Origin of the sequence: Pseudorhizobium flavum (genome assembly GCF_044142885.1) — a bacterium.
Classification (GTDB): domain Bacteria; phylum Pseudomonadota; class Alphaproteobacteria; order Rhizobiales; family Rhizobiaceae; genus Neorhizobium; species Neorhizobium flavum.
Genome location: NZ_JBIOKZ010000010.1, coordinates 79,068 through 104,764 on the forward strand (window position 1 = coordinate 79,068; position 25,697 = coordinate 104,764).

27 protein-coding genes and 1 tRNA gene are annotated in these 25,697 nt (G+C 62.1%); 7 read left to right on the forward strand and 21 right to left on the reverse strand.

Annotation, left to right across the window (positions count from 1 at the left end; all coding sequences use genetic code 11):
- Nucleotides 1–5: 5 nt before the first annotated feature.
- From ACEPP2_RS17730 to ACEPP2_RS17740, 3 genes are read right to left on the reverse strand one after another with little or no spacing between them, the layout of a single operon-like run.
- Nucleotides 6–881 (reverse strand): amidohydrolase family protein, encoded by an 876-nt coding sequence (locus tag ACEPP2_RS17730; RefSeq protein WP_395517366.1) that lies wholly within the window; start codon nucleotides 879–881, stop codon nucleotides 6–8.
- Nucleotides 881–1,348 carry a MarR family winged helix-turn-helix transcriptional regulator gene (locus ACEPP2_RS17735; RefSeq protein WP_395517367.1) on the reverse strand — a complete coding sequence of 156 codons (468 nt, stop codon included), beginning with the start codon at nucleotides 1,346–1,348 and terminating at the stop codon, nucleotides 881–883. The genes ACEPP2_RS17730 and ACEPP2_RS17735 overlap by 1 nt, the downstream gene beginning before the upstream one ends.
- A 1-nt stretch (nucleotide 1,349) precedes the next feature.
- Nucleotides 1,350–2,153, reverse strand: coding sequence for a crotonase/enoyl-CoA hydratase family protein (locus tag ACEPP2_RS17740; protein WP_281978587.1), 804 nt, complete (start codon nucleotides 2,151–2,153; stop codon nucleotides 1,350–1,352).
- A 110-nt stretch (nucleotides 2,154–2,263) separates the two neighbouring features.
- On the opposite strand from ACEPP2_RS17740, the gene ACEPP2_RS17745 reads away from it, so the two are divergent.
- From ACEPP2_RS17745 to ACEPP2_RS17760, 4 genes are all read left to right on the forward strand, one after another.
- Nucleotides 2,264–4,120 carry a feruloyl-CoA synthase gene (locus ACEPP2_RS17745; protein WP_395517368.1) on the forward strand — a complete coding sequence of 619 codons (1,857 nt, stop codon included), beginning with the start codon at nucleotides 2,264–2,266 and terminating at the stop codon, nucleotides 4,118–4,120.
- Nucleotides 4,117–4,878, forward strand: a complete 762-nt coding sequence (locus ACEPP2_RS17750; RefSeq protein WP_395517369.1) for an SDR family NAD(P)-dependent oxidoreductase — start codon at nucleotides 4,117–4,119, stop codon at nucleotides 4,876–4,878. The genes ACEPP2_RS17745 and ACEPP2_RS17750 overlap by 4 nt, the downstream gene beginning before the upstream one ends.
- Nucleotides 4,879–4,884: 6 nt before the next feature.
- The gene (locus ACEPP2_RS17755; protein ID WP_395517370.1) at nucleotides 4,885–6,468 is read left to right on the forward strand and encodes an acyl-CoA dehydrogenase family protein; all 1,584 of its coding nucleotides are present in this window, start codon (nucleotides 4,885–4,887) and stop codon (nucleotides 6,466–6,468) included.
- A 107-nt stretch (nucleotides 6,469–6,575) separates the two neighbouring features.
- On the forward strand, nucleotides 6,576–7,406 hold the full coding sequence (locus tag ACEPP2_RS17760; RefSeq protein WP_395517371.1) for a phosphatase PAP2 family protein: 831 nt from the start codon (nucleotides 6,576–6,578) through the stop codon (nucleotides 7,404–7,406).
- 31 nt (nucleotides 7,407–7,437) lie between these two features.
- Here ACEPP2_RS17760 and ACEPP2_RS17765 read toward each other — a convergent pair whose 3' ends face one another.
- The 4 genes from ACEPP2_RS17765 to ACEPP2_RS17780 are packed head-to-tail and all read right to left on the reverse strand — an operon-like array spanning nucleotide 7,438 to nucleotide 10,876.
- Nucleotides 7,438–8,505: a 4-oxalomesaconate tautomerase gene (locus ACEPP2_RS17765; protein ID WP_395517372.1), complete on the reverse strand. Its 1,068-nt coding sequence runs from the start codon at nucleotides 8,503–8,505 to the stop codon at nucleotides 7,438–7,440.
- Nucleotides 8,498–9,169: a 4-carboxy-4-hydroxy-2-oxoadipate aldolase/oxaloacetate decarboxylase gene (locus ACEPP2_RS17770; RefSeq protein WP_395517373.1), complete on the reverse strand. Its 672-nt coding sequence runs from the start codon at nucleotides 9,167–9,169 to the stop codon at nucleotides 8,498–8,500. Before ACEPP2_RS17770 ends, ACEPP2_RS17765 begins: the two co-directional genes overlap by 8 nt.
- Nucleotide 9,170: 1 nt before the next feature.
- Nucleotides 9,171–10,127: a VOC family protein gene (locus tag ACEPP2_RS17775; protein ID WP_395517374.1), complete on the reverse strand. Its 957-nt coding sequence runs from the start codon at nucleotides 10,125–10,127 to the stop codon at nucleotides 9,171–9,173.
- A gap of 11 nt (nucleotides 10,128–10,138) precedes the next feature.
- Nucleotides 10,139–10,876: a PIG-L deacetylase family protein gene (locus tag ACEPP2_RS17780; protein ID WP_395517375.1), complete on the reverse strand. Its 738-nt coding sequence runs from the start codon at nucleotides 10,874–10,876 to the stop codon at nucleotides 10,139–10,141.
- Nucleotides 10,877–11,029: 153 nt separating this feature from the next.
- Between ACEPP2_RS17780 and ACEPP2_RS17785 the strand changes: the two genes are divergently transcribed.
- Nucleotides 11,030–11,917 carry an NAD(P)-dependent oxidoreductase gene (locus ACEPP2_RS17785; protein ID WP_395517376.1) on the forward strand — a complete coding sequence of 296 codons (888 nt, stop codon included), beginning with the start codon at nucleotides 11,030–11,032 and terminating at the stop codon, nucleotides 11,915–11,917.
- A complete protein-coding gene (locus tag ACEPP2_RS17790; RefSeq protein ID WP_142589246.1) occupies nucleotides 11,914–13,089 on the forward strand; it encodes a LysR family transcriptional regulator in 1,176 nt (391 codons plus the stop codon). The genes ACEPP2_RS17785 and ACEPP2_RS17790 overlap by 4 nt, the downstream gene beginning before the upstream one ends.
- A 6-nt stretch (nucleotides 13,090–13,095) precedes the next feature.
- Here ACEPP2_RS17790 and ACEPP2_RS17795 read toward each other — a convergent pair whose 3' ends face one another.
- The 14 genes from ACEPP2_RS17795 to rplU all read right to left on the reverse strand — a co-directional run bounded on the left by ACEPP2_RS17795 (nucleotide 13,096) and on the right by rplU (nucleotide 25,127).
- Nucleotides 13,096–13,623 (reverse strand): RNA pyrophosphohydrolase, encoded by a 528-nt coding sequence (locus tag ACEPP2_RS17795; RefSeq protein WP_142589245.1) that lies wholly within the window; start codon nucleotides 13,621–13,623, stop codon nucleotides 13,096–13,098.
- Nucleotides 13,620–14,825 (reverse strand): divergent polysaccharide deacetylase family protein, encoded by a 1,206-nt coding sequence (locus ACEPP2_RS17800; protein ID WP_142589244.1) that lies wholly within the window; start codon nucleotides 14,823–14,825, stop codon nucleotides 13,620–13,622. The genes ACEPP2_RS17795 and ACEPP2_RS17800 overlap by 4 nt, the downstream gene beginning before the upstream one ends.
- Nucleotides 14,826–14,888: 63 nt before the next feature.
- Complete coding sequence (locus ACEPP2_RS17805; RefSeq protein ID WP_281978574.1) at nucleotides 14,889–16,214, reverse strand: S41 family peptidase; 1,326 nt, start codon at nucleotides 16,212–16,214, stop codon at nucleotides 14,889–14,891.
- On the reverse strand, nucleotides 16,204–17,604 hold the full coding sequence (locus ACEPP2_RS17810; protein ID WP_281978573.1) for a murein hydrolase activator EnvC family protein: 1,401 nt from the start codon (nucleotides 17,602–17,604) through the stop codon (nucleotides 16,204–16,206). The genes ACEPP2_RS17805 and ACEPP2_RS17810 overlap by 11 nt, the downstream gene beginning before the upstream one ends.
- A 62-nt stretch (nucleotides 17,605–17,666) precedes the next feature.
- Nucleotides 17,667–18,149, reverse strand: a complete 483-nt coding sequence (rlmH, locus tag ACEPP2_RS17815) for a 23S rRNA (pseudouridine(1915)-N(3))-methyltransferase RlmH (protein ID WP_142589241.1) — start codon at nucleotides 18,147–18,149, stop codon at nucleotides 17,667–17,669.
- A 104-nt stretch (nucleotides 18,150–18,253) separates the two neighbouring features.
- Entirely contained in the window at nucleotides 18,254–18,640 is a 387-nt protein-coding gene (gene rsfS, locus ACEPP2_RS17820; RefSeq protein WP_395517377.1) for a ribosome silencing factor, read from the reverse strand.
- Between the two features lie 165 nt (nucleotides 18,641–18,805).
- Nucleotides 18,806–19,390, reverse strand: a complete 585-nt coding sequence (locus ACEPP2_RS17825) for a nicotinate-nucleotide adenylyltransferase (protein ID WP_281978631.1) — start codon at nucleotides 19,388–19,390, stop codon at nucleotides 18,806–18,808.
- A gap of 42 nt (nucleotides 19,391–19,432) precedes the next feature.
- The gene (locus ACEPP2_RS17830; protein ID WP_395517378.1) at nucleotides 19,433–20,719 is read right to left on the reverse strand and encodes a glutamate-5-semialdehyde dehydrogenase; all 1,287 of its coding nucleotides are present in this window, start codon (nucleotides 20,717–20,719) and stop codon (nucleotides 19,433–19,435) included.
- A complete protein-coding gene (gene proB, locus ACEPP2_RS17835; RefSeq protein WP_395517379.1) occupies nucleotides 20,712–21,890 on the reverse strand; it encodes a glutamate 5-kinase in 1,179 nt (392 codons plus the stop codon). The genes ACEPP2_RS17830 and proB overlap by 8 nt, the downstream gene beginning before the upstream one ends.
- Nucleotides 21,887–22,948, reverse strand: coding sequence for a GTPase ObgE (gene obgE / locus ACEPP2_RS17840; protein WP_395517380.1), 1,062 nt, complete (start codon nucleotides 22,946–22,948; stop codon nucleotides 21,887–21,889). Before obgE ends, proB begins: the two co-directional genes overlap by 4 nt.
- A gap of 220 nt (nucleotides 22,949–23,168) precedes the next feature.
- On the reverse strand, nucleotides 23,169–23,747 hold the full coding sequence (locus tag ACEPP2_RS17845) for a GNAT family N-acetyltransferase (RefSeq protein ID WP_395517381.1): 579 nt from the start codon (nucleotides 23,745–23,747) through the stop codon (nucleotides 23,169–23,171).
- Nucleotides 23,744–24,376, reverse strand: coding sequence for a GNAT family N-acetyltransferase (locus tag ACEPP2_RS17850; RefSeq protein WP_142589235.1), 633 nt, complete (start codon nucleotides 24,374–24,376; stop codon nucleotides 23,744–23,746). The genes ACEPP2_RS17845 and ACEPP2_RS17850 overlap by 4 nt, the downstream gene beginning before the upstream one ends.
- Nucleotides 24,377–24,509: 133 nt before the next feature.
- A complete protein-coding gene (gene rpmA / locus ACEPP2_RS17855) occupies nucleotides 24,510–24,779 on the reverse strand; it encodes a 50S ribosomal protein L27 (protein ID WP_093001793.1) in 270 nt (89 codons plus the stop codon).
- A gap of 36 nt (nucleotides 24,780–24,815) precedes the next feature.
- Nucleotides 24,816–25,127 carry a 50S ribosomal protein L21 gene (rplU, locus tag ACEPP2_RS17860; protein ID WP_395517382.1) on the reverse strand — a complete coding sequence of 104 codons (312 nt, stop codon included), beginning with the start codon at nucleotides 25,125–25,127 and terminating at the stop codon, nucleotides 24,816–24,818.
- A 292-nt stretch (nucleotides 25,128–25,419) separates the two neighbouring features.
- Here rplU and ACEPP2_RS17865 point away from each other — a divergent pair.
- Nucleotides 25,420–25,509 (forward strand) — tRNA-Ser (locus tag ACEPP2_RS17865).
- Nucleotides 25,510–25,697 lie beyond the last annotated feature (188 nt).

A 25,697-nucleotide genomic window follows, 5' to 3' on the forward strand; every position in this document is an offset into this window, starting at 1 on the left:
CAGTTCTAAAGCTTCAGCAGTTTGCGAGCATTCTCCTTGAGGATCAGCGGGCGGACTTCGTCGCGAATCTCGATCCCTTCGAAATCGGCGAGCCATCGGTCCGGTGTAATTGCCGGCCAGTCCGAGCCGAACAGCATCTTGTGCTTCAGCATGGTGTTGGCGTAGCGGACAAGGATCGGCGGGAAATATTTGGGGGACCAGCCTGACATGTCGATGTAGACGTTCGGCTTGTGGGTCGCGACCGACAGGGCCTCCTCCTGCCAGGGAAAGGATGGATGCGCCAGGATGATCGGCATGTCGGGAAAATCCGCTGCGACATCATCGAGATAGATCGGGTTCGAGTACTTCAGGCGCATGTTCATGCCGCCGCGCATGCCGGCGCCGACGCCGGTCTGGCCGGTATGGAAGAGAGTAATCGCGCCTTCCTCGGCAATTGCCTCGTAAAGCGGATAGGCACTGCGATCATTCGGATAAAAGGCCTGCATCGTGGGGTGAAACTTGAAACCCCGGACCCCGAATTCCCGCACGAGCCGCCGCGCCTCGCGGGCGCCAAGCCTTCCCTTGGCGGGGTCGATCGACGCGAACGGGATCATGATGTCAGCGTTCCGCGCGGCAATCTCGGCCACTTCCTCGTTCTCATATCGTCGGAAGCCGGTCTCGCGTTCGGAATCGACCGGAAAGATGACGCAGCCGACCCTGCGCTCGCGGTAGTAGGCAGCCGTCTCCTCGACCGTCGGCAGCATGCCCTTGGCGCCTGCCGGGTTCTTGAAGTATCGAGCCATCCCGGCCTGGAACTCGTCGTAACCGTCATCCCGCGGCCCACAGCAAGGCTCCTCGGCATGGGTGTGGATGTCGATCGCGATCAGGTCATCGACGTTCATTAGGCCTCTCCCTCCCGCAGTCCAACATACTTCTGCAGAAGCGATATCAGTTGCGTGCGCTCACCGTTACTCAAAGGCGCGCCTGTCGTTTCCTCGTAGGAGAAGAACTCGGTGCTCGACGTCTCCACCGCCTGCCGGCCCTTGGCGGTGAGCGTGAGCTCCACGGCCCGGCGGTCGGCCTCGGGGGTCCGGCGCGACACCAGTGCGAGATCCTCCAGGACGCGGATCAACTTGGTCATATGGGCGCGCTTGATCATCAGGCGCTGGCCGAGAAGGCTCTGCCGGATGCCGGGATTGCGCGCGATTACCCACAGGACCGAGAACTCCCCGGGCTTCAATCCGCGCGGGCCACGATCGGAGAAAAATTCCTCGAAGGCCCGCAACTGCGCAAGGCGCAGAAGGAAGCCAAGCGAACCGGATAGCTCACCAAGCTTCACCCTCTCGATACGTCGCGAGGAGACATCCATATCAGCCGCCTCCCGCCGTTCCGGGCGCCTTCACCCGCGCGGCCCGTTTATCGAGAAAGGCCCGAAGCCGTTCCTCCGCTTCCGGGCTTGTGGCGGTAAAGGAGGCGATGAAGGATTCGACGAACAGCCCGTCCTCCTTCGCCATGTCCTGAATGCGCGGAAGGGCATTGATGACGGCATAGTTGGAGATGGTCGCATTGCCGGCCGCCGCCAGGGCAAGTTCGTGCGCTTTCCGGCGCGCGTCTCCCGTATCGACGACATACTGGACGAGGTTCCAGCGTTCGGCTTCCTCGGCAGTGGCGACGCGGCCCGTCAGCATCATGTCCGTCATCCGGGCGGCGCCGGCGAGGCGCGCCACGCGGACGGAACCGCCGCCGCCAACGAAGATGCCCCGCTGCCCTTCCGGAAGCGCAAAGAACGCAGACCGCTCGGCAACACGGATATGGGTCGAGGCAGCCAGTTCGAGGCCGCCGCCGACCACGGCGCCATGCAACGCTGAAATCCAGGGGATGGTGCCGTGCTCGATTGCGCCGAAGACGGCGTGCCAACGGCGAGAGCCGCGTACGCCTTCGATGGGCGTCTTCTTTACATGTTCGGCGAGGTCGAGACCGGCGCAGAAGTGATCGCCATGACCATAGAGCACTGCCGCCTTCGCCTCACTTTCGGCGCGTGCGACCGCATCAGCAATCATCTCCACGAAGCTGTCGCTGATCGCATTGCGCTTTTCGGGCCGGTTGAGCCCGATGTGCGCAATCTCGCCCTGAAGTTCGTAGCTGACGAAATTGCGTGCCGGCTGGTCGGCCATTCTGTCGCTTCTCCCTCGTCACGGGCTCACCCGTTCTTCGTATAATTGTTTACGAGGAGATTGTTTCCTTGTAAACAAAAAATCGGCAGCAATCTCTGGGAGGAGGTGTCATGGCCAACAAAGCCGTGCGCGAGGCGCAGCTGTGGTCCCCCGTTCTTCGTTGGGAGAACCGTCCGAATGGTGAGATCCTGATCTGGCGGGAGGATCAGCTCGGTCCTTACCCGTCGAAGATCAACGAGCGGCTGGTACACTGGGCCAGCACGGCGCCCGATCGCGTCTGGATGGCGGATCGCGAGGGAACGGGCGACTGGCAGACCGTGAGCTATGGTGACGCGCTCAAGTGCGTCCGCAGCATCGGCCAGTTCCTCCTGGATCTCGGCCTTTCCGTTGATCGACCGCTCCTGATCCTCTCGGAAAACTCGATAGCGCATGCTCTGATGGCGCTCGGTGGCCAGCATGTCGGCGTGCCGTCGGCGGCGATCGCGCCGGCCTATGCAACCAGTGCAACAGGTATGGCCAAGCTTGAGGATATCGTCCGGCAGGTCACGCCGGGGCTCGTGTTCGCCGAAAGCATCGATGCCTTCCGCAATGCCGTCGATACGCTTTTCGGTTCCGAGTTTCCCGTCGCAGGTGTCAGAGATCTTCCGGCCAAACGGGCGAACACCTACTCGTTCAACGACATACTCCGCACCCAGCCTGGGCCCGAGGTCGACCGTGCATTCGATGCCGTCGGGCCGGATACGGTGGCGAAGTTCCTTTTTACCTCGGGGACGACCGGTTCACCCAAGGCAGTGATCCAGACCCAGAGAATGCTGTGCTCGAACCAGGAAATGATCGCGGACTGCTATCGGTACTTCCGCGAGGAGCCGCCGGTCCTGGTCGACTGGGCGCCCTGGAACCACACCGCGGCAGGCAACAAGTGCTTCAATATCGCGATCTACAATGGGGGGACCTACTACATCGATCGCGGCAAGCCCGCTCCCGCATTGATCGGCCAGACGATCGCGAACCTCCGGGACGTGTCGCCGACATGGTACTTCAACGTTCCGGCCGGGTTCGAGATGCTGGTTGAAGCCATGCGGGAGGATGAACCGCTGCGGAAAAGCTTCTTCAAGGATCTCAAGATGCTGATGTATGCCGGTGCGGGTATGGCGCAGCATACGTGGAACGCACTGCTTGAGCTCTCCGAGCGCGCGATCCAGCAGCATGTGCCCTTGTGCACCGGAATCGGCTCGACGGAGACCGCACCCTTCGCGCTCTTCTGCACGGAGCCGCAGGATCGGCCGGGCAATATCGGGATTCCGGCACAGGGCGTGACGATGAAGCTCGTTCCCTTCGACGACAAATATGAGCTTCGACTGAAGGGACCGAACGTCACCCCCGGCTACTGGCGCAATGAGACGCTGACCGCGGAGGCCTTCGACGACGAAGGCTTCTATCGCATCGGTGACGCGGTCCGCTTCGCCTGCCCCGGCGATCCGCGCAAGGGCTTTTACTTTGATGGTCGCACGGCCGAGAACTTCAAGCTGCAGACCGGTATCTGGGTGGCGGTTGGCGTGTTGAGAGCTCAGCTCGTCAACCAGTTCGGCGGCCTGGTGCGCGATGCTGTGATCGCAGGCGAAAACCGTGTGGAGCTGGGTGCGCTTCTCGTACCGTTCATGCCGGCGCTGCGGGCGTTGGTCGAGGATGAGGCGCGGATGAGCGACGAGGAGATACTGGACCATCCTGCGGTGCGGGCGGCGATCGCCGGTAAGCTTGGCGACCATCAGCGTGCTGCCAGCGGTTCGGCAACCCGTGTGATGCGTGTCATGCTGATGCGTGAGCCGCTGCGCTTCGAAAAGGGTGAGGTGACAGACAAGGGATCGATCAACCAGCGGGCCGTTCTTGCGCATCGTGGTGAGCTCGTCGAGGCTCTCTACAACGATGGTCGGGACGTCCTCCGGGCAGACAAGGAGCTTGCGGCATGAAGATTGAAGGATCGAGCGTCATCGTCACCGGTGCCGGATCCGGACTGGGCGAGGCGACCGCGCGACTGCTCGCCGTTCAAGGAGCGATCGTTCATGTCTTCGACAGGAATGAGAAGGCCGCCCATCAGGTTGCGAACGACATCGACGGCGTGCCGCTTGTCGGCGATGTCGCAAACGAAGAGGATGGAAAGCGGGCCGTGGAGACGGCTGCTAAGGCCGGGGATGGCCTGCGCATTCTCGTCAATTGTGCCGGCATTGCAGCTGCGGGACGGATACTGGGACGCGAGGGGACACTGCCGCTTGCGGATTTCGATCGGGTAATCCGCATCAACCTCGTCGGCACGTTCAACATGATGCGGCTGGCGGCGGAGCGGATGGCGGTTGCCGACGAACGAGAGGACGGTGCGCGCGGCGTGATCGTCAATACTGCCTCGGTTGCCGCGTTCGAGGGGCAGGTCGGCCAGGTGGCGTATTCCGCCTCCAAGGGAGGCATAGTCTCGATGGCGCTGCCCGCCGCCCGCGAACTCGGGCGCTTCGGGATCCGGGTCAATACAGTCGCTCCCGGGATATTCCTGACGCCCTTGCTCCTGGCGCTGCCGAAGGAAACCCAGGACAGCCTTGGTGCAGCCATCCCCTATCCCTCGCGGCTGGGAAATCCTGGCGAATTCGCCGAGACCGTCCGGTTCCTGATCGAGAATCAATACGTCAACGGCGAGGTAATCCGTCTCGACGGTGCCCTTCGGATGCAGCCGAAGTAGGCGCGGATGTCGTTTCGGGACCAGGTCGACAGGACGCTTGCCGCGCTCGCGGTGACGCCTGGCTGGCGGCGATTGCAGCAGTGCCGGCCAGACTGCGACGACGAGACCGTCGCCGAAATCCTCCGTCAGGCGGGAGGCTTCGCAGAGCGGGTGCTTGCGCCCCTCAACACTCCCGGAGATCGCCAGGGAGCACAACTGATTGAGGGCCGGGTGCAGACGCCCGCAGGATTCCGTGAGGCCTTCCGCAGCTATGCCGAAGCTGGCTGGCTTGCCGTCGATCTTGCCGAGGCCGGTGGTGGGCAGGGACTGCCGCTGACGGTCCAGGCCGCATGCGGGCCTCTGTTCGAACGCGCCTGTGTCGCGCTCATGATGGTGGCAGGGTCGACCCGTGCCGCAGCCCACCTGATATGGGAAACAGGGGACCAACAGCTCATCCGGGAGTGGGTGCCGAAGCTCGCCACGGGAGAGCGCACCGCAACGATCTGCATCTCGGAAGCCGATGCCGGTTCAGATGTGGGGCGGCTCCGGACAAAGGCGGAGAGGGTAAGGGACGATTGGCGGATCTCCGGCCGGAAAACCTGGATCTCCTTTGGCGACCACGACCTGACCGAGCGCATTGGTCACTGCCTGCTGGCGCGGACCGGAAGCGAGCCGGGGACAAGGGGGCTAAGTCTCTTCCTGGTTCCGAATTTGATCGAAGGGCAGCCGAACGGCATCACTGTAGAGCGGCTAGAGGACAAGATGGGGCTCCATGCCTCGCCGACCTGCGCGCTGAACTTCGACCAGTCACGAGGGACGTTGATCGGCGGGGAGGGGCGAGGGCTCGCGCAGCTCTTCCGCATGATTGAACTGATGCGCCTGCAGACGGCCTGCCAGGGGCTTGGACTGGCATCGGCATCCGTTGATATTGCAGAGCGATATGCGAAAGAAAGGCGTCAGGGTGGTCACTCGAGCAGTCCTCCGGTCCCGATCGCGGAGCATCCGGATGTTCGGCGCCAGCTGGAGGAGATGCGGCGACGGACGGAGGTTCTGCGGCTGGCAGTCCTCGAACTTGCAACCGCCATGGATCTTGCGGCCTACGAACCCAATGATGAGAGGCGCCGAGAGCTTGAAAGTTTCTGCGCCTGGATGCTGCCGCTGATCAAGAATTTCGGCGCGGATGCCGGCTTTGGCGTCGCCAATGCTGCGATCCAGGTGCTCGGCGGCGCAGGTTATACGCGCGACTGGCCGCTCGAGCAGTATCTCCGTGATGCGCGTGTCATGACCATCTACGAAGGCACGACGGGCATGCAGGCGCTGGACTTCCTCACCCGAAGGCTCTGGGGGGACCAAGAGAACGGTCTGCGACAGCTCAAGGCGCGAGTGCAGAACGATCTGTCGTCGGACGCGGATCTTCATCCCGAGGAGGCCAAGGTCGCCCAGAAGAGACTGGAGGCCTTCGACGAGTTCAGCCGACGGATGATGTCGTTGCAGGCCGAGCCCGAGATTGCGCTCTATCTTGCGCATGACTACTTCCTTTCCGGGTGGGAAGCCGTCTCCGCCTGGATGGACCTACGGCTCTGCCGCATCAAGGACCGTCTTCGACAGTAATGGTGGACGCTCTCAAAAGCCTGGAGTCCTGTTGAGGGGCGGTCAGCCGCCATTGCAAGCGGCGCGATATCTTCCTATCAGCATCATCGGAAGCTATGGGAGAGCACATGGGCGCCGCATTGGGGGACAGCAGACCGAGGATAGCCGCAGGTTTCGAACGCCTGTTCTCTCCCCCTGTCGTGTCTTACCCGAAAAGACGGGCGCCGCTGGAACGACCCGTCCTGATCCTTGGCATTTTTCTGTTGCTTTCAGTTTCGCTGATGCTTTCGGCAGATCTCACCCTTGGCCGCTGGATGAAAGACTTTCCTGCGGAGCTTCGCCCATTCGCCCAGTGGATCACGGACCTGGGTGAAGGCGTCGAGATCCTGGTGACGAGCGGTGTCGTGCTTATCCTCAGCGTTCTCGTCCCCTCCAGCCGCTTGCGAAGGCGGGTGGTGGTCGGCGCGAATTCCATCACTGCGGCAGCAGCATTCATCTTCCTGTCAGTCGCCGGAGGTGGGCTGACAGCTGCGCTGGTCAAGAACGTGATCGGGCGTGCACGACCCAAGCTTCTCGAAACCTACGGGCATCTGCACTTCGAGCCCTTCACGTTCGACTCCGACTTCGCCGCGTTTCCATCGGGACACTCGGCGACGGCCGGTGCGATGGCGATGTCGCTGGCGCTGGTCTTTCCCCGACTGCGCTCGCTTTTCATCCCCGTCGGCGTGTTGATCACGCTGTCACGACAGCTGGTCGGCGCCCATTGGCCCAGCGATACGCTAATGGGCTGGGCTGTCGGAGTGGCTTTCGCACTCTGGATGGCGCATGTGTTCGCCCGCCGCCGCATGATGTTCTTCTACGACAGGGACGGGTGCCTGCGGCGCAAAGAGGGTCGTCGGGTCATGCAGGCGCTCTGGAAGGCTGCGACCGGAGGCGCCGGAGTGGCGAAGCCAAGTTAAACCGAGCACGTGGTTTGGGACCGCGATCCGGTTACGGCGCCGGGAAAACCCTGCCATCGAACAGCTTGCGCGCCGTGCGGAGCGTCCCTACTCCGGTGATCTTCCCGTCCGGATCGCGATGAACGAGAACCTCGGCCGCACCGCTCGGATGCTCGACGAGAAATCGTTCGTCATCAGGCAGTTCGGCAATGCCGGCGGCGACCGAGCCGGGCAGCGTGCATGCAGTCGCGACGCTGACGGCTGCGAAGACTCCGATCGAAGCGTGGCAGCGATGCGGGATGAAGCTGCGGGTGCTGATCGTCCCACCCTGTTGGGGAGCCGAAACCAGTGTCATCTTGGGGACCGACTTTTCTGCAACGTCGCCTAGGTTCATCAGCGGTCCTAGCGCAAGCCGTATCGTTTCCAACCTGCGCTTCAGGTCGGCATTGCCATCCAGATCCTCCCGGCTTTCGCTGCCGGTGAGGCCGAAGTCCGAAGCGCGGAGGATGACGATCGGCATGCCATTGTCGATCAGCGTGCACTCGACGCCTTCAATGATATCGCTGACGTTTCCGGAGGGCAGGAGCGCTCCGCACATGGAGCCTTCCGTGTTCTGAAACAGGAGGGGGATTGCCGCATGATGGCCGGGAACGCCGTCGATGCGCGCGTCGCCCTCGTAGCTCACCCTGCGACCGGGAGTGGAGACTCTTGCAAGCGACACTTCCCCGGTGTTGAGCATGTGCACGCGGACCGGTGTCACGCCATCTTCGGCAGATACAAGGCCCCGCTCGATGGCTGCGGGGGCTGTGGCTGCCAGGATATTGCCGCAACCCTGGGCATCCGTGACCACGGCCTGATCCACGAAGACCTGCAGGAAGAGGTAGTCGATGTCCGCGTCGGGTCGCGAAGAGGGGGAGAGTATGGCCACCTTCGACGTGAGCGGATCGGCTCCCCCTATGCCATCGATCTGCCGTGCGTCAGGAGATCCCATGATCTTCAGGAGCAGGTTGTCTCGTTCTTTCGAGTCGGAGGGTAGATCCGAGGCAAGGAAAACGGCTCCCTTCGACGTTCCACCCCGCATCCAGAGACACGGGATGCCGTCCGCGTAAGGATCAGACATATTTCAGTCCTTTCTCCGCAAGCCTTTCGCGCATGGAGTAGATGTCGAGACCAAGCTCGCCAGACGCCAGGCGCTGACGCTTGGCCTCTTCGGCAGACAAGCGCTTCTCAGCGGCAATCGCGACGGTTTCGGCCTCGGCACGCTTGACGACCACCACGCCATCGTCGTCCGCAACGATGATGTCACCGGCTTCGATGGCAGCGCCGGCGCAGACGATTGGAACGTTCACTGAGCCAAGTGTCTCCTTCACCGTACCCTCGGCCGAGATTGCCTTGGACCAGACAGGGAAGCCCATCGCGGTCAGGTCGCGAATGTCGCGCACGCCGGCGTCGATCACCAGCCCGCGGCAGCCACGCGCCTTGGCGGAGGTCGCCAGAAGATCGCCGAAATAGCCATTGTCGCAAGGGGAGGTGGGTGCGAGCACGAGGATGTCCCCTTCGCGGAGCTGCTCGATTGCAACATGGACCATCCAGTTGTCGCCGGGAGGGGCGGAGATTGTCACCGCTGAACCGGCGACCTGTGCACCGGCGTAAATGGGACGCATGTACGAGGCGAGGCAGCCGCGTCGGCCCTGCGCCTCATGAACCGTCGCCACGCCAGCTGTGGCAAGCCGGTCGATCACAGAGGGATCGGCGCGCTCGATGTTTTGAACCACGACAGCCATCTTAGCGCTCCTTCTTTACCGGCGGCGTGCCGTGTGTATGGAATGTTTCGATCGTCTTGAGACCCCAGGCCTGCCCCTTCTTGCGGTCCGCCTCCGTCCACACGACCGGCTTCCAATCTGGTGCGAGGATCAGCCGGGCTCCGGCATTTGCCAGCTCGACCCGGTTTCCTGCGGGTTCCCAGACATAGAGGAAGAATGTGCCCTGGATGGCGTGCTTGTGCGGACCTGTCTCGATATGGACCCCGTTCTGCAGGAAGATGTCGGCTGCCCGAAGAATATCCTCGCGCTGGTCGGTTGCATAGGTGACGTGGTGCAGGCGTCCGCTGCCCCCCCCGTGTTCCTCAGTGCAGGCGAGGTCATAGGTCTTGTTGTTCACCGTGAACCAGCAGCCGCCGATACGCCCATTGTCGAGCTGGATCATCTCCGTGACGCGGGAGCCAAGGCAGGTCTCCATGAAGCGCCTGAACTCGGTGACGTCGCTCGATAGCAGGTTCAGGTGGTCGAGCCGGCGTGGCGCGGCGCCAGTGAAGGCTGACGCAGTGTTCTTCAGGGCAGCCCGCTCCGCCTCGATCTGCGGCTGGTACCAGTTGGTATCCCAGTAGATCTCGAAGATGTGGCCAAAGGGATCCTCGAAGCGGAACGCCCTGCCGTGACCGAGATCGCCGTCCGTCCAGCCATGGACTTTGTAGCCGGAGGCTTCGATCACCTCTACTCGCCGCTCAAGCGCTTCGGGTGAGGTCGCCCGGTAGGCAACGTGGCCTATGCCGGTTTGATGATGGCGCGTCAGCTTCAGCGAGTGGAACTCGTAGTCATCCCATGCCCGAAGATAGGCAGACGTCTCGTCCTCACCCGAAAGCTTCAAGCCATAGACGCGGGTGAAGAAGTCGAGGCTTTCTTCGTATCTGTCGGTGTACATTTCCACATGCGCGAGATGCGCGATGTCGTGGCAGGGCTCCATGCTCGCGCTCCTTACAGCTCATCCACTGTTCGCGGGAAGATCGACTGGAAGCCCTCTGCATACTTGCAGTCGCGGCCACCAGACTGGCCACCGGAGTTCCGCTTGAAGTGATTGGCGCGGTTGATGGCAACGCGCGTGTAATACTCCCAGAGGTGCTCCTGGCCCTCCATGCACTCGATTGCTGCCCGCTTCTTGGCCCAGACAGGGGTGATGTCGAGGAAGGTGTCCGGCTTCCAGCCCATCTGCTCAGTCTGGTGCGGCTCGAACAGATAGAGTTGCGGTGCGCCAAGAACCTTCTGGCCGGGATTGTGGCCCCAAGCCTGGGCAATCATCCGGCACTCAAGCGCGACCTGCGTCGCATACATGTGATCTGTGTTGTAGGGATCGTACTGCGAGTGGCTGAGCATGAAGCGCGGCTGGACCTGCCGAATGACGTCAACCAGCGCGTTCTTGTTCTCGCGCGTCAGTTCCAAAGGATAGTCGCCGAGATCCATGCATACGAGGTCGTGAACGCCAAGAGCCTCGGCAGCGCGCTCGGACTCTGCGCGCCGGGCGTCCTTGACGCGATCGAGCGTCATGCCCTCCTGCTTCCAGAGCTTGGCGCTTTCACCGCGCTCTCCGAACGAGAGGCAGACGACGGTGACGTTATAGCCAAGTTGCGCATGAAGCGCGATCGCGCCACCGCACCGCCAGACAAAGTCGGCGGCATGGGCACTGATGACGAGGGCAGTCTTATTCTCGCTGGGCATGAAGGCCTCCCTGGTTTTCCATTAGCTTAGGGTTGTTTCGTGTGCTCATCCAGATCAAATGGAAAGACGTCGGAAGCTCATAAGTTCAAGCTATAGGGTCTGGATTTGCTCGCTGCGCCTTGCCACACTCGCCCGCCAATGGAGGAGAGCCTGATGACCGATACTGCCGGAAATTTCCCGAGGATCGCCTTCGTAGGCTTCGGCGAAGCAGCGCATGCGATCGCCTCCGGCTGGCAAGCCGCGCCTGCACGAGGTGTTCGCGCTTATGATCTGAAATTGCAGGATCCGGAAGCTGCCGAGCAGGTGACGATGCGCTGTGTAGCGGCAGGCGTGGAGCCAGTGGCAAGTCTTGAAGAGGCTTTGGACGGGACGGGCCTAATCTTCAGCCTCGTGACGGCGGACCAGGCACTGGAAGCTGCCCGTGCAGCCGTGCCCTATCTGGCTCCAGGCGCCTACTGGCTGGACTGTAACTCCTGCGCGCCGCAGACGAAGCAGAAGGCGGCTGCGCTTATCGAGGAAGCCGGCGGCCGCTATGTAGATGTTGCCGTCATGGCGCCGGTCTATCCGAAAAGGCACCAGGTGCCGCTTCTGTTGGCAGGACCTCATGCAGGTGAAGTGGCTGGTCTGCTCGAACAATTGGACATGCGCCCGCGCCTCACGGGGAAAAAGGTGGGCGATGCGTCGAGCGTGAAGATGCTGCGCTCGGTGATCATCAAGGGCCTGGAGGCGCTGACGACCGAATGTCTGCTTGCGGCGCGAAGGGCTGGCGTCGAGGATGCGGTGCTTGCCTCGCTGCAAGCCTCCGATCCGGGCATAGACTGGCGCGCCCGGGGATCCTACAACCTCGAACGGATGATCGTTCATGGCGCCCGGCGGGCCGCCGAGGTCGAGGAAGTCTGCGTGACTCTGCGAGAATTCGGGTTGCCCGACTGGATGAGCAGCGGCACGGTCAGGTGGCAGCGGACCATCTCCGACCTCCGCCTCGATCCGGGCGACGACGATTTGGCACAGCGCTGCGACGGCGTGCTCCGCACCCTATGATTCCCCGCAATCTCAGACATCTGAGGTTCTTCGCCGCCGTTGCGGAATTGAAGTCGCTGACGGCGACGTCGGAGAAATGGCATCTTTCCCAGCCGGCGGTCACCCAGGCGATCAACAAGCTGGAGCGGGAGGCGGGCGGGCCGCTGTTCGATCGAACCGGTCACGGGTTCTTTCCCACACCGCGCGGAGAGATCCTTCTCAAGCGCGTCGAGAGCGCATTCGCACTTCTCGACCCGATCCTTGGCGAAATCTCGCCGCGGCTGCGGATCTCCCTGACCTATGCTCAACTGCAGGCTCTGATCGCTGTCAGCGAAAGCGAGAACTTCACCCTTGCGGCGCGGCGCCTCGGTCTGGCCCAGCCAACCGTCCATCGCGCGGTGACGCAGATCGAACAGGAGGCCGCGCGAACCCTGTTTGAGCGGACATCCTTTGGAAGCCTGCCGACGCGCCTGTGCCAGGCGCTGGCGCAGGCAGCGCGTCTTGCCATCTACGAGTTCGATCAGGCCGATGCGGAACTCGCACAGTTCGATGGAAGCGAGGCTGGTGCGGTCGTGATCGGCGCAATGCCGCTAGCCAGATCGATCCTGCTGCCGCGCGCGCTTGCGCGGTTCCGCCAACAGTACCCCGCAATCGCTGTCCGCATTATCGACGGAACCTATGATGCCCTTCTGGGAGACCTGCGGCGAGGCTCGATCGACTTTCTCGTGGGCGCCCTGCGCGAGCCTGCTCCCATAGAGGATGTCGTTCAGGAAAGGCTGTTCAACGACCGACTTGCGCTTCTCGCCCGGCCGGACCATCCGCTCGCAAAACAGACCTCGGTGAGCATAGATGATCTTCTTGCCTATCCCTGGGTGGTGCCTCGGCTCGGGACGCCGACACGAACGCAGTTCGAGACGCTGTTCACATCAGAGGGCAAGGCGACGCCGCAGCAGCTGATTGAATCCGGATCGCTTCTCTTGATGCGGGGCCTTCTCAGTGAAAGCGATCATCTCGGCTGCATCTCCCGCCACCAGTCGATGCCGGAATGCGATCACGGGCTGCTGGCGCAAATCAATTTCTCCACCGATCACCTCATTCGTCCGATCGGGCTCACCTATCGCGGGAACTGGCAGCCGACCCGGATACAGCAGCAGATGATGGAGATCATCTCGGAGCTTTCGCCAGACGGCTGAAGTTCGTCAGGCTGCCGTCTTGCCGAGGTGAGCGAACTCCGAGACGACGCGCTCATAAACGTTGCGCTTGAACGGGATGATCAGGCCGGGAAGTTCGTCCATGGGCTTCCACTCCCAAGCATCGAATTCGGGGGCGTGGTCGCCCGGCGGCGGGTTGATCCGAATTTCGCGCTCGTCGCCTTCAAAGCGGAAGGCGAACCAGCGCTGTGTCTGGCCGCGGTACTTTCCTTTAAGTCCGATGCCGATCAGGTGGGGCGGGAGGTCGTAGTTGATCCAGTCCCGGCTCTGCCCGAGCAGAGAGACAGTCTCGATGCCGGTCTCCTCATAGAGTTCCCGATAGGCAGCCTCCAGCGGATCCTCATCCTTGTCGATGCCTCCCTGCGGCATCTGCCAGAGCTGCGGCGAGCCATCATACTCGGAATTGCCCTCGGCAATGCGACGTCCTGCCCAGACCAGCCCGTCGTGATTGAGGACCATCACGCCGACGCAGCGTCGGTAGGGGAGGTCGTCGGCGGTTTTGGAGAATTGACTCATTGGTTCACCTCTGCGCGGTAGCCGGTCGGGTCGTCGGCCAAAGCCGAGACCCCGACGATCTCGATCCCGCGGCGGCTCGCCTCCTGAACCCATTGGCGGATTGCCTGCACGGACTCGTCGAAGGCCGAAGCGACACCGATAGCACTTCCCTTTCGCAGCGCAAGACGTTCCAGGTCGTCAAGCTTGCGCAGGATCGCCGCGGTTTCCACCTGACCGTCCAGCGTCATGTCGGCAAAGGCATGGGGCAAGTCGATTGCCTTGGCGAGTGTGCCGCTTGTGGATCGTGCGGATGAGCCATCGTCAAGGAACAGCAGGCCGCGGGCGCTCACGTCGCGCAGAAGGGGTTCCAGGGCATCGACGTTGGAGAGCAACCGTCCCCCGAGATGGTTCATGATGCCCGTATAGCCTGTGATGCTTGCCATCGCTTCATGCAGCCGCTCCAGGTTCTTCGCCTGCGGTGCGTCGACGAGCAAGGTGTTGGGATCGCTTTCCGGATCCGAGGAGCCGAAAGGCTCCATGGGGACCTGAAGCAAGATTTCGTGGCCTTGTCTGCGAGATGCCTGCATCCACCGCTGGAGGCTGTTTCCGCTTGCGGCGAAGGCGAGGGTAATCTCCGACGGCAGTTCTTCAATTGCGCGCTGCGTCCCCGTCTGGCTCAACCCGAGTCCGCCGACGATAATGGCGATGCGAGTTCCGCGCGCACCCGACCACGGGCGCGCATAGTGATCCATGGGCCGCAGTCCATCAGGGCCGACCACGGGCAAGGGACCGTAGGGAGAATCCTCCAGAAGATCCTCATTGGGCGTCCCGGCCAGCCTTGGGTCCTGTCCGACACGTGGCGCCTGGAGGATGAGCGGCTCACTGCCGCTGCGCAAGCCGGGCGAATATTTGGTCACCACCGCTCCGTCGTCGGTGGTCAGCCGTTCGACGCCTGGCCCCGTTTCGGATCCGCTCCGACGAGCGTCCCCGGCTTGTGACGGGGCGGATCGCGCGATCTCGGATTGAGGTGTCTGCTGCTGTTCCGACGGGGTGCCGGGCGAGGATGCTCGAAAGCGGCTTCCCTCCGACATCGTGTAGAAGGAGAGGGCCAGAACCGCCGTCGTAAAGGCTGCGCCCCCGGCAAGCGAGGGTGTGAGGCGAATCCACCGTCTTCTTCCGGCCGGTCTGTTCTGTCCGAGCGGGGCGTGAAGGTCAGGGTCCAAGGGAAGGTCCGGGATGGATGCCGAAGGTGAAGAAGCCGGAGGTTTGCTCCGGCTTCAAAGATCTTACTGCTTTACTGCTGCAGCCTTGTCGGGGCTTGGCGGGAAGCTCGGGTCGGTCTTGTTGCCGCGCAACAGATCGAGGGCGTAGTTCAACTGCACGTCGTCCTTTGCCTCCGGCGGGACGTAGGCGACTGAGCCGGAGCCTTCATCCGTCTCGTTCTGACCGGGGATATGGCCGCGAAGGCTCGATTCGCCTTCGGCACGAACCTTGCCCTGGAGCTCTTCGGGCAGCGGCTGATCGACCTTGATGTCCGGGTTGATACCCGTGCCCTGGATCGAGGTGCCGGAAGGCGTGTAGTAAAGTGCTGTCGTCAGTCGAAGCGCGCCGCTTTCGCCAAGCGGAATGATCGTCTGGACCGAACCCTTGCCGAAGGAACGGGTGCCGAGCACCGTTGCCCGCTTCAGGTCCTGCAGGGCGCCGGCGACGATTTCCGATGCCGAGGCAGAGCCACCATTGATCAGCACCACGACCGGCTTGCCATCCGTAAGGTCGCCGGGGCCGGCATTGAACCGGCGGGTCTCGTCGGCATTGCGGCCGCGCGTGGAGACCACCTCGCCGCGCTCAAGAAAGGCGTCGGAGACGTTGATCGCCTGATCCAGGAGACCGCCCGGGTTAAGGCGCAGGTCGAGGACGTAGCCCTTCAGCTTATCGGCCGGGACTTCCGCCTTGATCTTCTCGATCGCCTTCTCGAGGTCGTCATAGGTCTTCTCGGTGAATGAGATCACCCGGACATAGCCTACGTCTCCCTCGACGCGCGACTTGACGGCGCGAACCGCGATGATCTCGCGAGTGATGGTGATTTCCAGAGGCTTGTCGGCGCCCTCGCGAAGGATGGTCAGCTTAATCGGCGTGTTGACCGCGCCGCGCATCTTCTCGACCGCTTCCTCGAGCTTCAGGCCACGCACGGCCTCACCGTCGATTTCCGCTATCAGGTCGCCTGCGAGGATGCCCGCGCGGGATGCCGGCGTATCGTCGATGGGCGCAATCACCTTCACCAGTTCGTTTTCCATCGTCACTTCGATGCCGAGACCGCCGAACTCCCCGCGCGTCTGGGTCCGCATGTCCGCGGCGTCCTTCGCATTCAGGAAGCTCGAATGCGGGTCGAGGGAGGTGAGCATGCCGTTGATGGCGTTCTCGACGAGTTTGCTCTCGTCGGGTGGCGTCACGTACTGTGCCCGCACCCGCTCGAAGACGTCCCCGAAAATGGACAATTCCTTATAGGTCGAAGGACCGGCAGCCTGCGCTGGCACTCCCGCCGAGTAGATGACGCTCATGGCCGTGGCACCCATCAGAGCGCCGACGATCACCAGAGAAGCCTTACGAATCATTTCGTGCCCTTCCGAGTTCCTTGGCGGTCCACCATGGCCTAGAATCGACCGGCGACCCATCCTTCCTGAATTCAATGTAAAGTGTCGGGCGATCCGTTTCCAGCGTCAATGCCGTAGCGCTCGCCACTCTTTTGTTACCCATGACGGCGATCGGCTCGCCGGCAACAACAAACCTGCCCTGCCGCGTACGAACCTCATCCATTCCCGCCAGAACAAGATGATACCCGTCGCCCGCATTCAGGATGACCATCTGACCATAGCTTCGAAAAGCGCCGGCAAACACCACCCATCCATCAGACGGAGCTGTCACGACTGCACCAGGATTTGAAGCGACGGTCATGCCCACCGCAGAATGTCCCGTCCCGTCTGGTTCACCAAAGCTCCGCAAGATGTCACCCGTCACCGGAAGATCGAGCTTCTGCCTCAGGCTGGAAAAGGCATATGCGGGCGCAATGCGGTTTTTGTCAGGCAGAATGCTCTCGGCCCGTTGCTTCGCCCGCTCCCGTTCCTCCTCGGAAAGGCGACGCTGGCGCTCCTCTTCGAGCCGTGCCTGCTCCATCGCCTCGCGTACAGAGGATATCTCTCCTTCGAGGGATTGGATCAGGGCTTCAAGGGAGGTCGCCCGTCCCGCCAGTTCCTCCGACCGGCGGTGCTCGGCTGCCAGTTCCTCGGCATTCTGGCGGCTGAACTTTTCCTTCTCCGCCAGCAGCATGTCCATGCGCTTTTCCTCCTCGAGCCCTTCAGTGATGGTCTGGGACGCCGAGGCCTTTTCAGCCGTCGCTTCTGCCTGCAGCTTTGCAAGGGCCTCCAGGTCCGCCACCAGGCGATCCGCCTCGGCCCGCATGCCCGGCACGACGGCTCCAAGCAGGATGGCGCTCCGCACCGAGGCGAGCGCGTCCTCGGGGGTGACGAGGAGGGCGGGTGGTGGATTGCGGCCCATGCGCTGCAAGGCCGCCAGGACTTCCGCTAGAAGAGCGCGCCTTGCCACAAGGGAATGCCGGATTTCTTCCTCCCGCAGTCGAAGCCGCGCCAGTCTTTCCTCGCTATCCTGGATCTTCTGCTCCAGCTCTTTGCGGCGGCTCGCCGAGTCGACGAGCGCCTGGCGCAGGTTGGCCGTCGTTTTCTCCAGTTCGGCTATTGTCTGCTCGATCGCGTCCGTCTTCTCGACCGAAAGGCTGATCGTGTTGCCGAGGACGTTCAACTCCTGGCGCGCCTCGTCCCGCTTACGCTGGAGTTCCAGCGTCGGATCCTGAGGCGTCATCGGTTGCTCGAGAACCTGGGCACGTGGCGCAGATAAATGAAGCGCCGGCACCGTGAGAAGTGCCGTGGCTATCCCAGTTATTAGGACACGGCCCCCGCGCCGAATTGTCTGTCGTGACGTGAAGTTCATCTCTCTACCGTTCGCCGCGCAGTCAAGGTAAGCTGATTTGCGCGACATGACCACATGGCGGCCTAGGCCCTGTGATACGGGTGACCGGCGATAATCGTGACCGCCCGATAGAGTTGCTCGGCGATCAGGATGCGGACGAGCTGGTGCGGCCAGGTCATGATCCCAAGATTTACCACGGCGTCGGCCCTGGATTGGAGTTCCGGATCCAGTCCGTCCGCGCCGCCGATCGCGATCAACATGTCCCGTTTGCCGCTGTCGTTGAAGCGGCCGATCATCTGGGCGAAACTCTCGCTGTCCATTGATTTCCCGCGCTCGTCGAGCAGAACGAGGAGACCCCCTTCCGGCAAGGATTTCTGGAGGATGGCGGCTTCTTCCTTTTTGCGGGTGTCGGCATTTGATGCGCGACTTTCTGGCACCTCGATCAACCGCGAAAATTCAAGTCCAACCGCAGGGCCGGCCTTGGAGAAACGATCGAGGTAGCGAGACGCGAGGTCTTTCTCGGGGCCGGATTTCAGCCGTCCCACGGCAAAGAGGCTGATGCGCATGTCCTGTCCTGCAATAAGGCCGGCCTAATGCTGGCGGCTAGCGGGTGAGCGCAGCCGCGTCACTACGGTCGGCTTTACCGGGTCAGGGCAGCCCTAACAACCGGTCAGTGAAGTGTTTCTTCCTCGAGATCGGGAGCGGCCCACATCTTTTCGATGTTGTAGAACTCCCGGACTTCCGGTCGGAACACATGGATGATGACGTCGCCCGTATCGATCACAACCCAGTCGCCGCTCTCCAGGCCCTCCACCCGAGGGGTGCCGAGGCCTTCCGCCTTCAAATCGCGGATAAGGTGATCGGAGATCGCGCTGACGTGCCGGTTCGACCGCCCGGTGACTACGACCATGTAGTCTCCTAGCGCTGATTTTCCGGCGATGTCGATGGTGACGATGTCTTCTGCTTTGGAGTCCTCAAGGCTTGCGAGGACCAGTTCGAGAGCACGGGCCGCGGCATCGGCGCCACGTTCCAGTCTCTGCGGGAGGATGCCGGGCATCTTTCCCTTGGTGTGCACTGTTGTCAGGGTTCTTCCTTTCGTCCAAGTAACAGCTACAGCACTGTCAGCGAATCCGGACTCTCCGGCCGCTGTCTAAAGGTGGCATCGAAGGGGCTATCTTTCAAGCGACACGTGGGAAACATGATGAAGGGCTGGTGCGCGAGGTTAGGTTCCCGCCAGCCTCAAGCTCGTCGAACTGAGGGCGGAGCGGGGGCCATGGATGAAAGTCCATGCAGGAGCGGGTCTCCGCCACAGAACGCCAGCATCGTCTTCGTCAACACGCGCGTAGTCGAAGGTTCGCGTCAATCGTGACGAGAGGAAGGAAAGCGTGGAGCCGGGACGATCGATGATGGCGATCGGAAAGGTCTGGACGATCGAGCGCCACTTCTGCCACCGGTGGAACGTCCGAAGGCTGTCCGCGCCCATGATCCAGATGAAACGAATGCCCGGCCTGCGCCTTCTGACATGGGCGAGCGTGTGGGCAGTGTAAGGGCTCCCGAGGGCCTGCTCGAAGGCAGTAACTTTGATCCGCGGATCCTGCGCCAGCTTTTCGGAAAGGGCGATACGATCGGCAAGCGGCGCCAGTTCGGTTCGGCTCTTCAGCGGGTTCCCCGGCGTCACCATCCACCAGAGCTGGTCAAGGCCGAGGCGGCGAAGTGCAATCTCCGCCACCAGCAGATGGCCCTCATGAGGAGGGTTGAAGGAGCCGCCGAAGAGGCCAACGGCCATGCCGCGCTCCACATGCGGCATTGACAGATAGCGAGGGGCGATGGAGGCGCTCTCCACAGGCGGCTAGGGCCGGATCTGGCCGGTGCCGTGCACCAGGTATTTGAACGAGGTCAGCTGTTCGACGCCAACTGGTCCGCGCGCGTGCATCTTTCCGGTTGCGATCCCGATCTCGCCGCCCATTCCGAACTCGCCGCCATCCGCAAACTGGGTCGAGGCATTGTGCAGCAGGATCGCTGAGTCGATCTCGTTGAAAAACCGCTCTACGACCTTCGGATCCTCGGCAATCACTGCTTCCGTATGGTTGGAGGAATAGGTGTTTATATGGGCGATGGCGCCCGAAATGCCGTCAACGATGGCGACGGCGATGACTGCGTCCAGATATTCAGTCCGCCAGTCGTCCTGGGTTGCCGGCTTCAATCCGGGAAATACCTTCAGGACCGCAGCCGAAGCGCGGATCTCACAACCGGCAGCAGTCAGCGCCTCCAACAGAGGCATAAGATGGGTGCCGATTGCGGCACTGTCGATCAGCAGTGTTTCGGCGGCCCCGCAGATGCCCGTGCGACGCATCTTGGCATTGACCACGATGCGCTTTGCCATCTCGAGGTCGGCTGAGGCGTCGACATAGACGTGGCAGAGGCCTTCGAGATGCGCAAACACCGGCACCCGGGCCTCGTTCTGCACGCGTGCCACGAGGCTCTTGCCGCCGCGTGGGACGATAACGTCGATTGCACCGTTGAGACCGGTCAGCATGGCGCCGACTGCGGCGCGGTCACCGGTCGGTACGATCTGGATTGCATGCTCTGGCAGCCCGGCTGAACGCAGGCCCTCGACGAGGCAGAGGTGAATGGCGCGCGAGGAATTCAGGGAGTCTGAGCCGCCGCGAAGGATGACTGCGTTGCCAGCCTTCAGGCATAACGCCCCGGCATCCGCCGTCACGTTCGGGCGGCTTTCATAGATCACACCAATCACGCCGAGCGGCGTCCGTACCCTTTCAATTCGCAGACCGTTCGGGCGCTCCCAGGCGGCGATCGTTTCCCCGACGGGATCACGCAGCTCTGCGATTTCCCGCAATCCCTGCGCCATGGCCGCAATGGATTTGTCAGAAAGCGTCAGGCGATCGACGAAGGATGCCTGCAGACCCTTGCCTTCGACTGCGCGAAGGTCCTCTGCATTGGCGGCCAGGATCGCGTCCTTCGACGCAAGCAGCGCATCCGCCATCGCGTTCAGCGCCCGGTTCTTGGTCTCACTCGATGCCAGCGCAAGCTGCCTGGCAGCTGCCTTCGCGTGGCGGCCGATTTCATTCATGAGGGCTGTCACGTCGTCGGTCTTCGCAGTGACGAGGTCAAGCATGGGCAGGGTCCTTCACATCGCTATGGTGATCCCCCAAGCTGCTGCCGGACAGAGTCACCACGAGATCATCGCGGTGAACCATGGCAGCGCGTCCCGGATAACCGAGGATGGCTTCGATCTCGCCAGACTTGCGACCGGCAATCTGTCGGGCTTCGTCGGCATCGTAGCTGGCGAGCCCGCGGGCGACCTCGCGCCCATCGGTTCCTATCACCGCCACCGTGTCTCCGCGGTGAAAATTCCCAGCGACCGAGACCACACCGGCAGGGAGCAGGCTCTTGCCCATCCCAAGAGCAGCCTGCGCACCGGCGTCGACCACGAGTTTTCCCGCCGGCTGCAACTGGCCGGCGATCCACGTCTTGCGCGCGGCCACTGGGCTGCCCGAGGGCGCAAACCAAGAGGAGCGAGCGCCCTCGTCTATGGCGCCAAGGGGATGTTTGTCCTTTCCGGACGCAATGATCATTGCGCAACCGGCGCTCGTGGCGATCTTGCCGGCATCGATCTTGGTGCGCATGCCGCCCCGGGACAGTTCCGAAGCCGCGCCCCCCGCCATTGCCTCTATCTCCGGCGTGATTGCGAGGATTGAATCCAGGAAGCGCGCTTCGGGATCGAGATGTGGCGGTGCTGTGTACAAGCCGTCTATATCCGAAAGAAGCACAAGCAGATCGGCGCTGGTCATGGTCGCAACGCGGGCGGCGAGACGGTCGTTGTCGCCGTAGCGGATTTCGGACGTCGCGACAGTGTCGTTCTCGTTGATGATCGGAACGGCGCCGATCTTGAGCAACTGGTTGATTGTTGCGCGAGCATTGAGGTAGCGGCGTCGCTCTTCCGTATCCCCCAGGGTCAGGAGGATCTGTCCGGCTATCAGATTGTCGCGGGAAAGGCTTTCGGACCAGGCGCGTGCGAGCGCAATCTGCCCCACGGCCGCTGCTGCCTGGCTTTCCTCAAGCTTGAGCGCCCCGCCCGGCAGGCCAAGCACTGTGCGTCCGAGGGCGATTGCCCCTGAGGACACCACGAGGACATCAACGCCAAGGGCCTTGAGTGCAGCGATATCCTTGCAAATGGAATCCAGCCATTCCGACTTGAGCCCCGTGTTCCTGTCGACGAGAAGCGCCGAGCCGATCTTGACAACAATGCGCCGGTGGCTCGTCAGCGGCTTGCGGGAAGTGCTCATTGCGTCTCCCCGTCCGCGTCACCGGCCGCCCAACGGGAACTCCGGTCAGGCAGTGCCGTGTTCTCGCCCGCCTCTTCGACGATGACATCGCGAAGCGCTCGCAGGACCTCGGTCATACCCTTGCCCGCGACAGCAGAGATCAGGAACGGCTGCGACCCGCAAGCTTTCGCCAGTTCCTTTGCCTTCTTCTTCAGTTCCTTGTCGTCCAGGACGTCGATTTGTGACAGCGCCACGATTTCTGGCTTGTCTTCAAGCCCACCATCATAGGCTTCCAGTTCATGCTTGACCGTCCTGTAGGCCTTGCCAACGTCTTCTTCCTGAGCCGAGATCAGGTGGAGCAGAACGCGGGTACGCTCGACATGGCCGAGGAAGCGATCGCCTATGCCGACGCCCTCGTGTGCACCTTCGATCAGGCCGGGGATGTCTGCCAACACGAACTCGCGACCGTCGATCGTGGCGACGCCCAGGTTAGGGTGGAGCGTCGTGAAGGGATAATTGGCGATCTTGGGGCGAGCGCGGGTCACAGTGGCCAGGAAGGTCGACTTGCCCGCATTCGGCAGGCCAACAAGACCGGCATCGGCAATCAGCTTCAGCCGCAGCCAGATCGTCTTTTCCTCGCCCTCAAGACCGGGATTGGCCCAATTGGGTGCCTGGTTGGTAGAGGATTTGAAATGTGTGTTCCCAAAGCCGCCATTGCCGCCCTTGGCGAGCCTGAAACGTTGCCCCTCCTGGGTCAGGTCGACGATCAGCGTCTCGCCGTCCTCTTCCAGAACCTGGGTCCCCACCGGGACCTTTAGTGTCACGTCATCGCCGTTGGCACCGGTTCGGTTTCGACCCATGCCGTGCATGCCGACCTTGGCCTTGAAGTGCTGCTGATAGCGGAAGTCGATCAGCGTGTTCAGGCCGTTGACGGCTTCCACCCAGACGTCTCCGCCGCGACCGCCATCGCCCCCGTCCGGACCTCCGAATTCAATGAACTTTTCTCGCCGGAACGAGACTGCTCCCGCCCCGCCGTCGCCGGAACGTATATAGACCTTCGTCTCGTCGAGAAATTTCATCGTGCTGCCATTCGTCTCGTGTTGGCGACGGTTCCACCGGGTGTGGAACATCGTGGGTTCGATATAGGCCGTTCAGGCGGAGGTCAAAACATATCACGCAGCCCGTCAATAACACACCGTCCGGAATGGGCTGAACCGGTGGCGGGACAGGTACTTCCGTAGCAAGGCGTAGCTGTTGCCGTGGCAGTCGATCTTATTGGTCAGCTGCCACGGCAGGAATTCATGGCCGGCGGAGATCTTCAGGTTGAAGAAGCGTATCTATGTGCGCGACGATGGCGTTCCGTGAAAGGCCGTACATCTCGCTGCAACCGGTAATCCGAAAGCCGAGCTTCTGCTGGATCTTGAGGGATGCGGCGTTGTCGGCGAAGGCGCCGGATTCGATCGAAACGTCCGGCATGCGCCGGAAGAAGCGGTTCAAGAGGCCACCGGTCGCCTCGGTCATGATCCCGCGCCCCCAGTAGTAGCGATTAAGCCAATAGCCAAGGCGCCAGGCACCAGCCCGTAGCTCGAGTGAAACGGTGCCGATATGGACATCGTCCCCCATCGTGATCGCAGCGGACCAGCCGGCAACGGAGACGGAGACCTGGATCTGCAACCAGTCCAGCGCATCCTGCCGATCATAAGGTTGCGGCACCCGTGCCAACATTCGGGCCACTGCAAAATCGCTGAGCGATTCCGTAATGCTGTCGGCATCCGAAAGCCGGTGCGGGCGCAGGACCAGACGCGACGTGGCGACGACGGGGCAGGGCCCCGGCGTCCTTGCTTCCACCTGGTGGTGATCGAGAAGGGCAGAGCTCATCTGAGTTCTCCCCAGCTTCTGAGCGACATCCAGGTCTTCCGGTCAAGCCGGAACCACTCGACCGGAACCATGCCGCCCAGCGCCAGCGATCCGATCATGCCGGAGCTTTGGAACTGGAAGCCGCACTTCTGGATCACCCTTCGTGACGCGACATTGGTCACCCGGCAGCGCGCGTCGATATGGTCGATGTCGCGGGTGCGGAAGGCCATGTCGATCAGGACGTGGGCGGCCTCGGTTGCGTAACCCTTGTTCCAGTGCGGCTCACCGAGCCAGTAGCCGATCTCGACCGTCCTCTCGTCTTCCTGCGGCTCCAGGCCGCAACAACCGAGAAACGCCCCATTGTCGCCGCGCGTAATGGCATAGACGCACTTGCCGATCTCGCCGCTGTTCGTGCGTCGCACGAAGTCGGCTGCGTCTCTTGCCGTGTAGGGGTGCGGCATGCGGGACACCATGGTGGCGATGTTCGCATTGTTGGCGAGATGGGCAAGGGCGTCGATGTCTTCTTCGTGAGGAGCGCGCAGAACCAGTCTCTGCGACAGTAAGACAGGGCAATCGCTTCTTGACCGCTCGGGTCTCAGCCGTTCCTCAGGTGGCCGTGATTGGCTCACCCTTATCAATTCGCCTTGCATGGTTCAGTCCTCCTTGTTGGATCAAAAGAAAAAGGGAAGGTGGGTGGCGCCCCATCTTCCCTTTCTTCTGGACTGAAACCTGGTGGTGCCAGCCGGGTCGATGAGACGCCGGCTGTTTTAGAGCGCTACCGGCTTATTCCGCTGCTTCCGCTTTCGGCATTACAGACACGTACACGCGGCCATTGGCCTTCGTACGGTAGTTCACGTTGCCGGCGGTCAGCGCAAAAATGGTGTGATCCTTGCCGAGGCCGACATTGGCGCCCGGATGCCACTGCGTACCGCGCTGGCGCACGATGATGTTGCCCGGAATGACGACTTCGCCGCCAAACTTCTTCACGCCCAGGCGCTTGGACTGGGAGTCGCGACCGTTACGCGACGAGCCGCCGGCTTTCTTGTGTGCCATTGGTGTTCTCCTTAAACCTTAGAAACCCTGATCGACTTAAGCCAAGATGTCCGTGATGCGGACAACCGTGTGGTGCTGGCGATGGCCGCGAATCCGCTTGGAATTCTGGCGGCGGCGCTTCTTGAAGGACAGGACCTTCTTGCCGCGGTTGTGCTCGACCACTTCGGCCTTGACCGTCGCACCCTTTACGAAGGGAGCGCCGAACTTGGCATCGGCGCCTTCGCCGACAACCAGGATCTCGTTGAATTCTATCGTCGAACCGGTTTCGGCGTCGAGCTTTTCGATGGTGACGACATCGTTTGCCGCGACGCGGTACTGCTTACCGCCGGTCTTGATGACTGCGAACATTTTTTATCCTTTCATGTTCGTTCCGGCTCTGCCCGAAGACGGCCGTCTTTTTGTCAGTCGTTGAGCGGTCGGTTCTCACCTTCCGCCGGTGGAAGTCAGGCGCCTGCACATCGGCCTGCGCACAAAAGAAAGAGGCATGGAATCCATTCCACGCCTGATCGCTAGCGGGCATAGGCGAGGGTAGCGAAACTGTCAAGGAAAAAGCATGGCTAGACGCGGATTTGCTGCTTGCCAGCCTCGGCTTTCATCGCTAAGAGACAGCCCGCGCTTCAAAAGCGCCGACCAGCGAAGCGGAGAGGTGGCTGAGTGGTCGAAAGCACCGCACTCGAAATGCGGCATACGGGCAACCGTATCGTGGGTTCGAATCCCACCCTCTCCGCCATGGGTTGGTCACTCTCCTCCAGTTATCGCTAAGCTCCTGTACTTCCTGGCTTAATTCCGGCCCAAGGCCCGAACATCAGGAGTCTCGCGATGAATGTAACAAGCCATGTCCACCCTCATGTAACAGGTCGTGAGTGCGAATCAAAGCCGCCGCGCCGACTTGGCAAGCGGGGGTTGGGCTCTTATCTC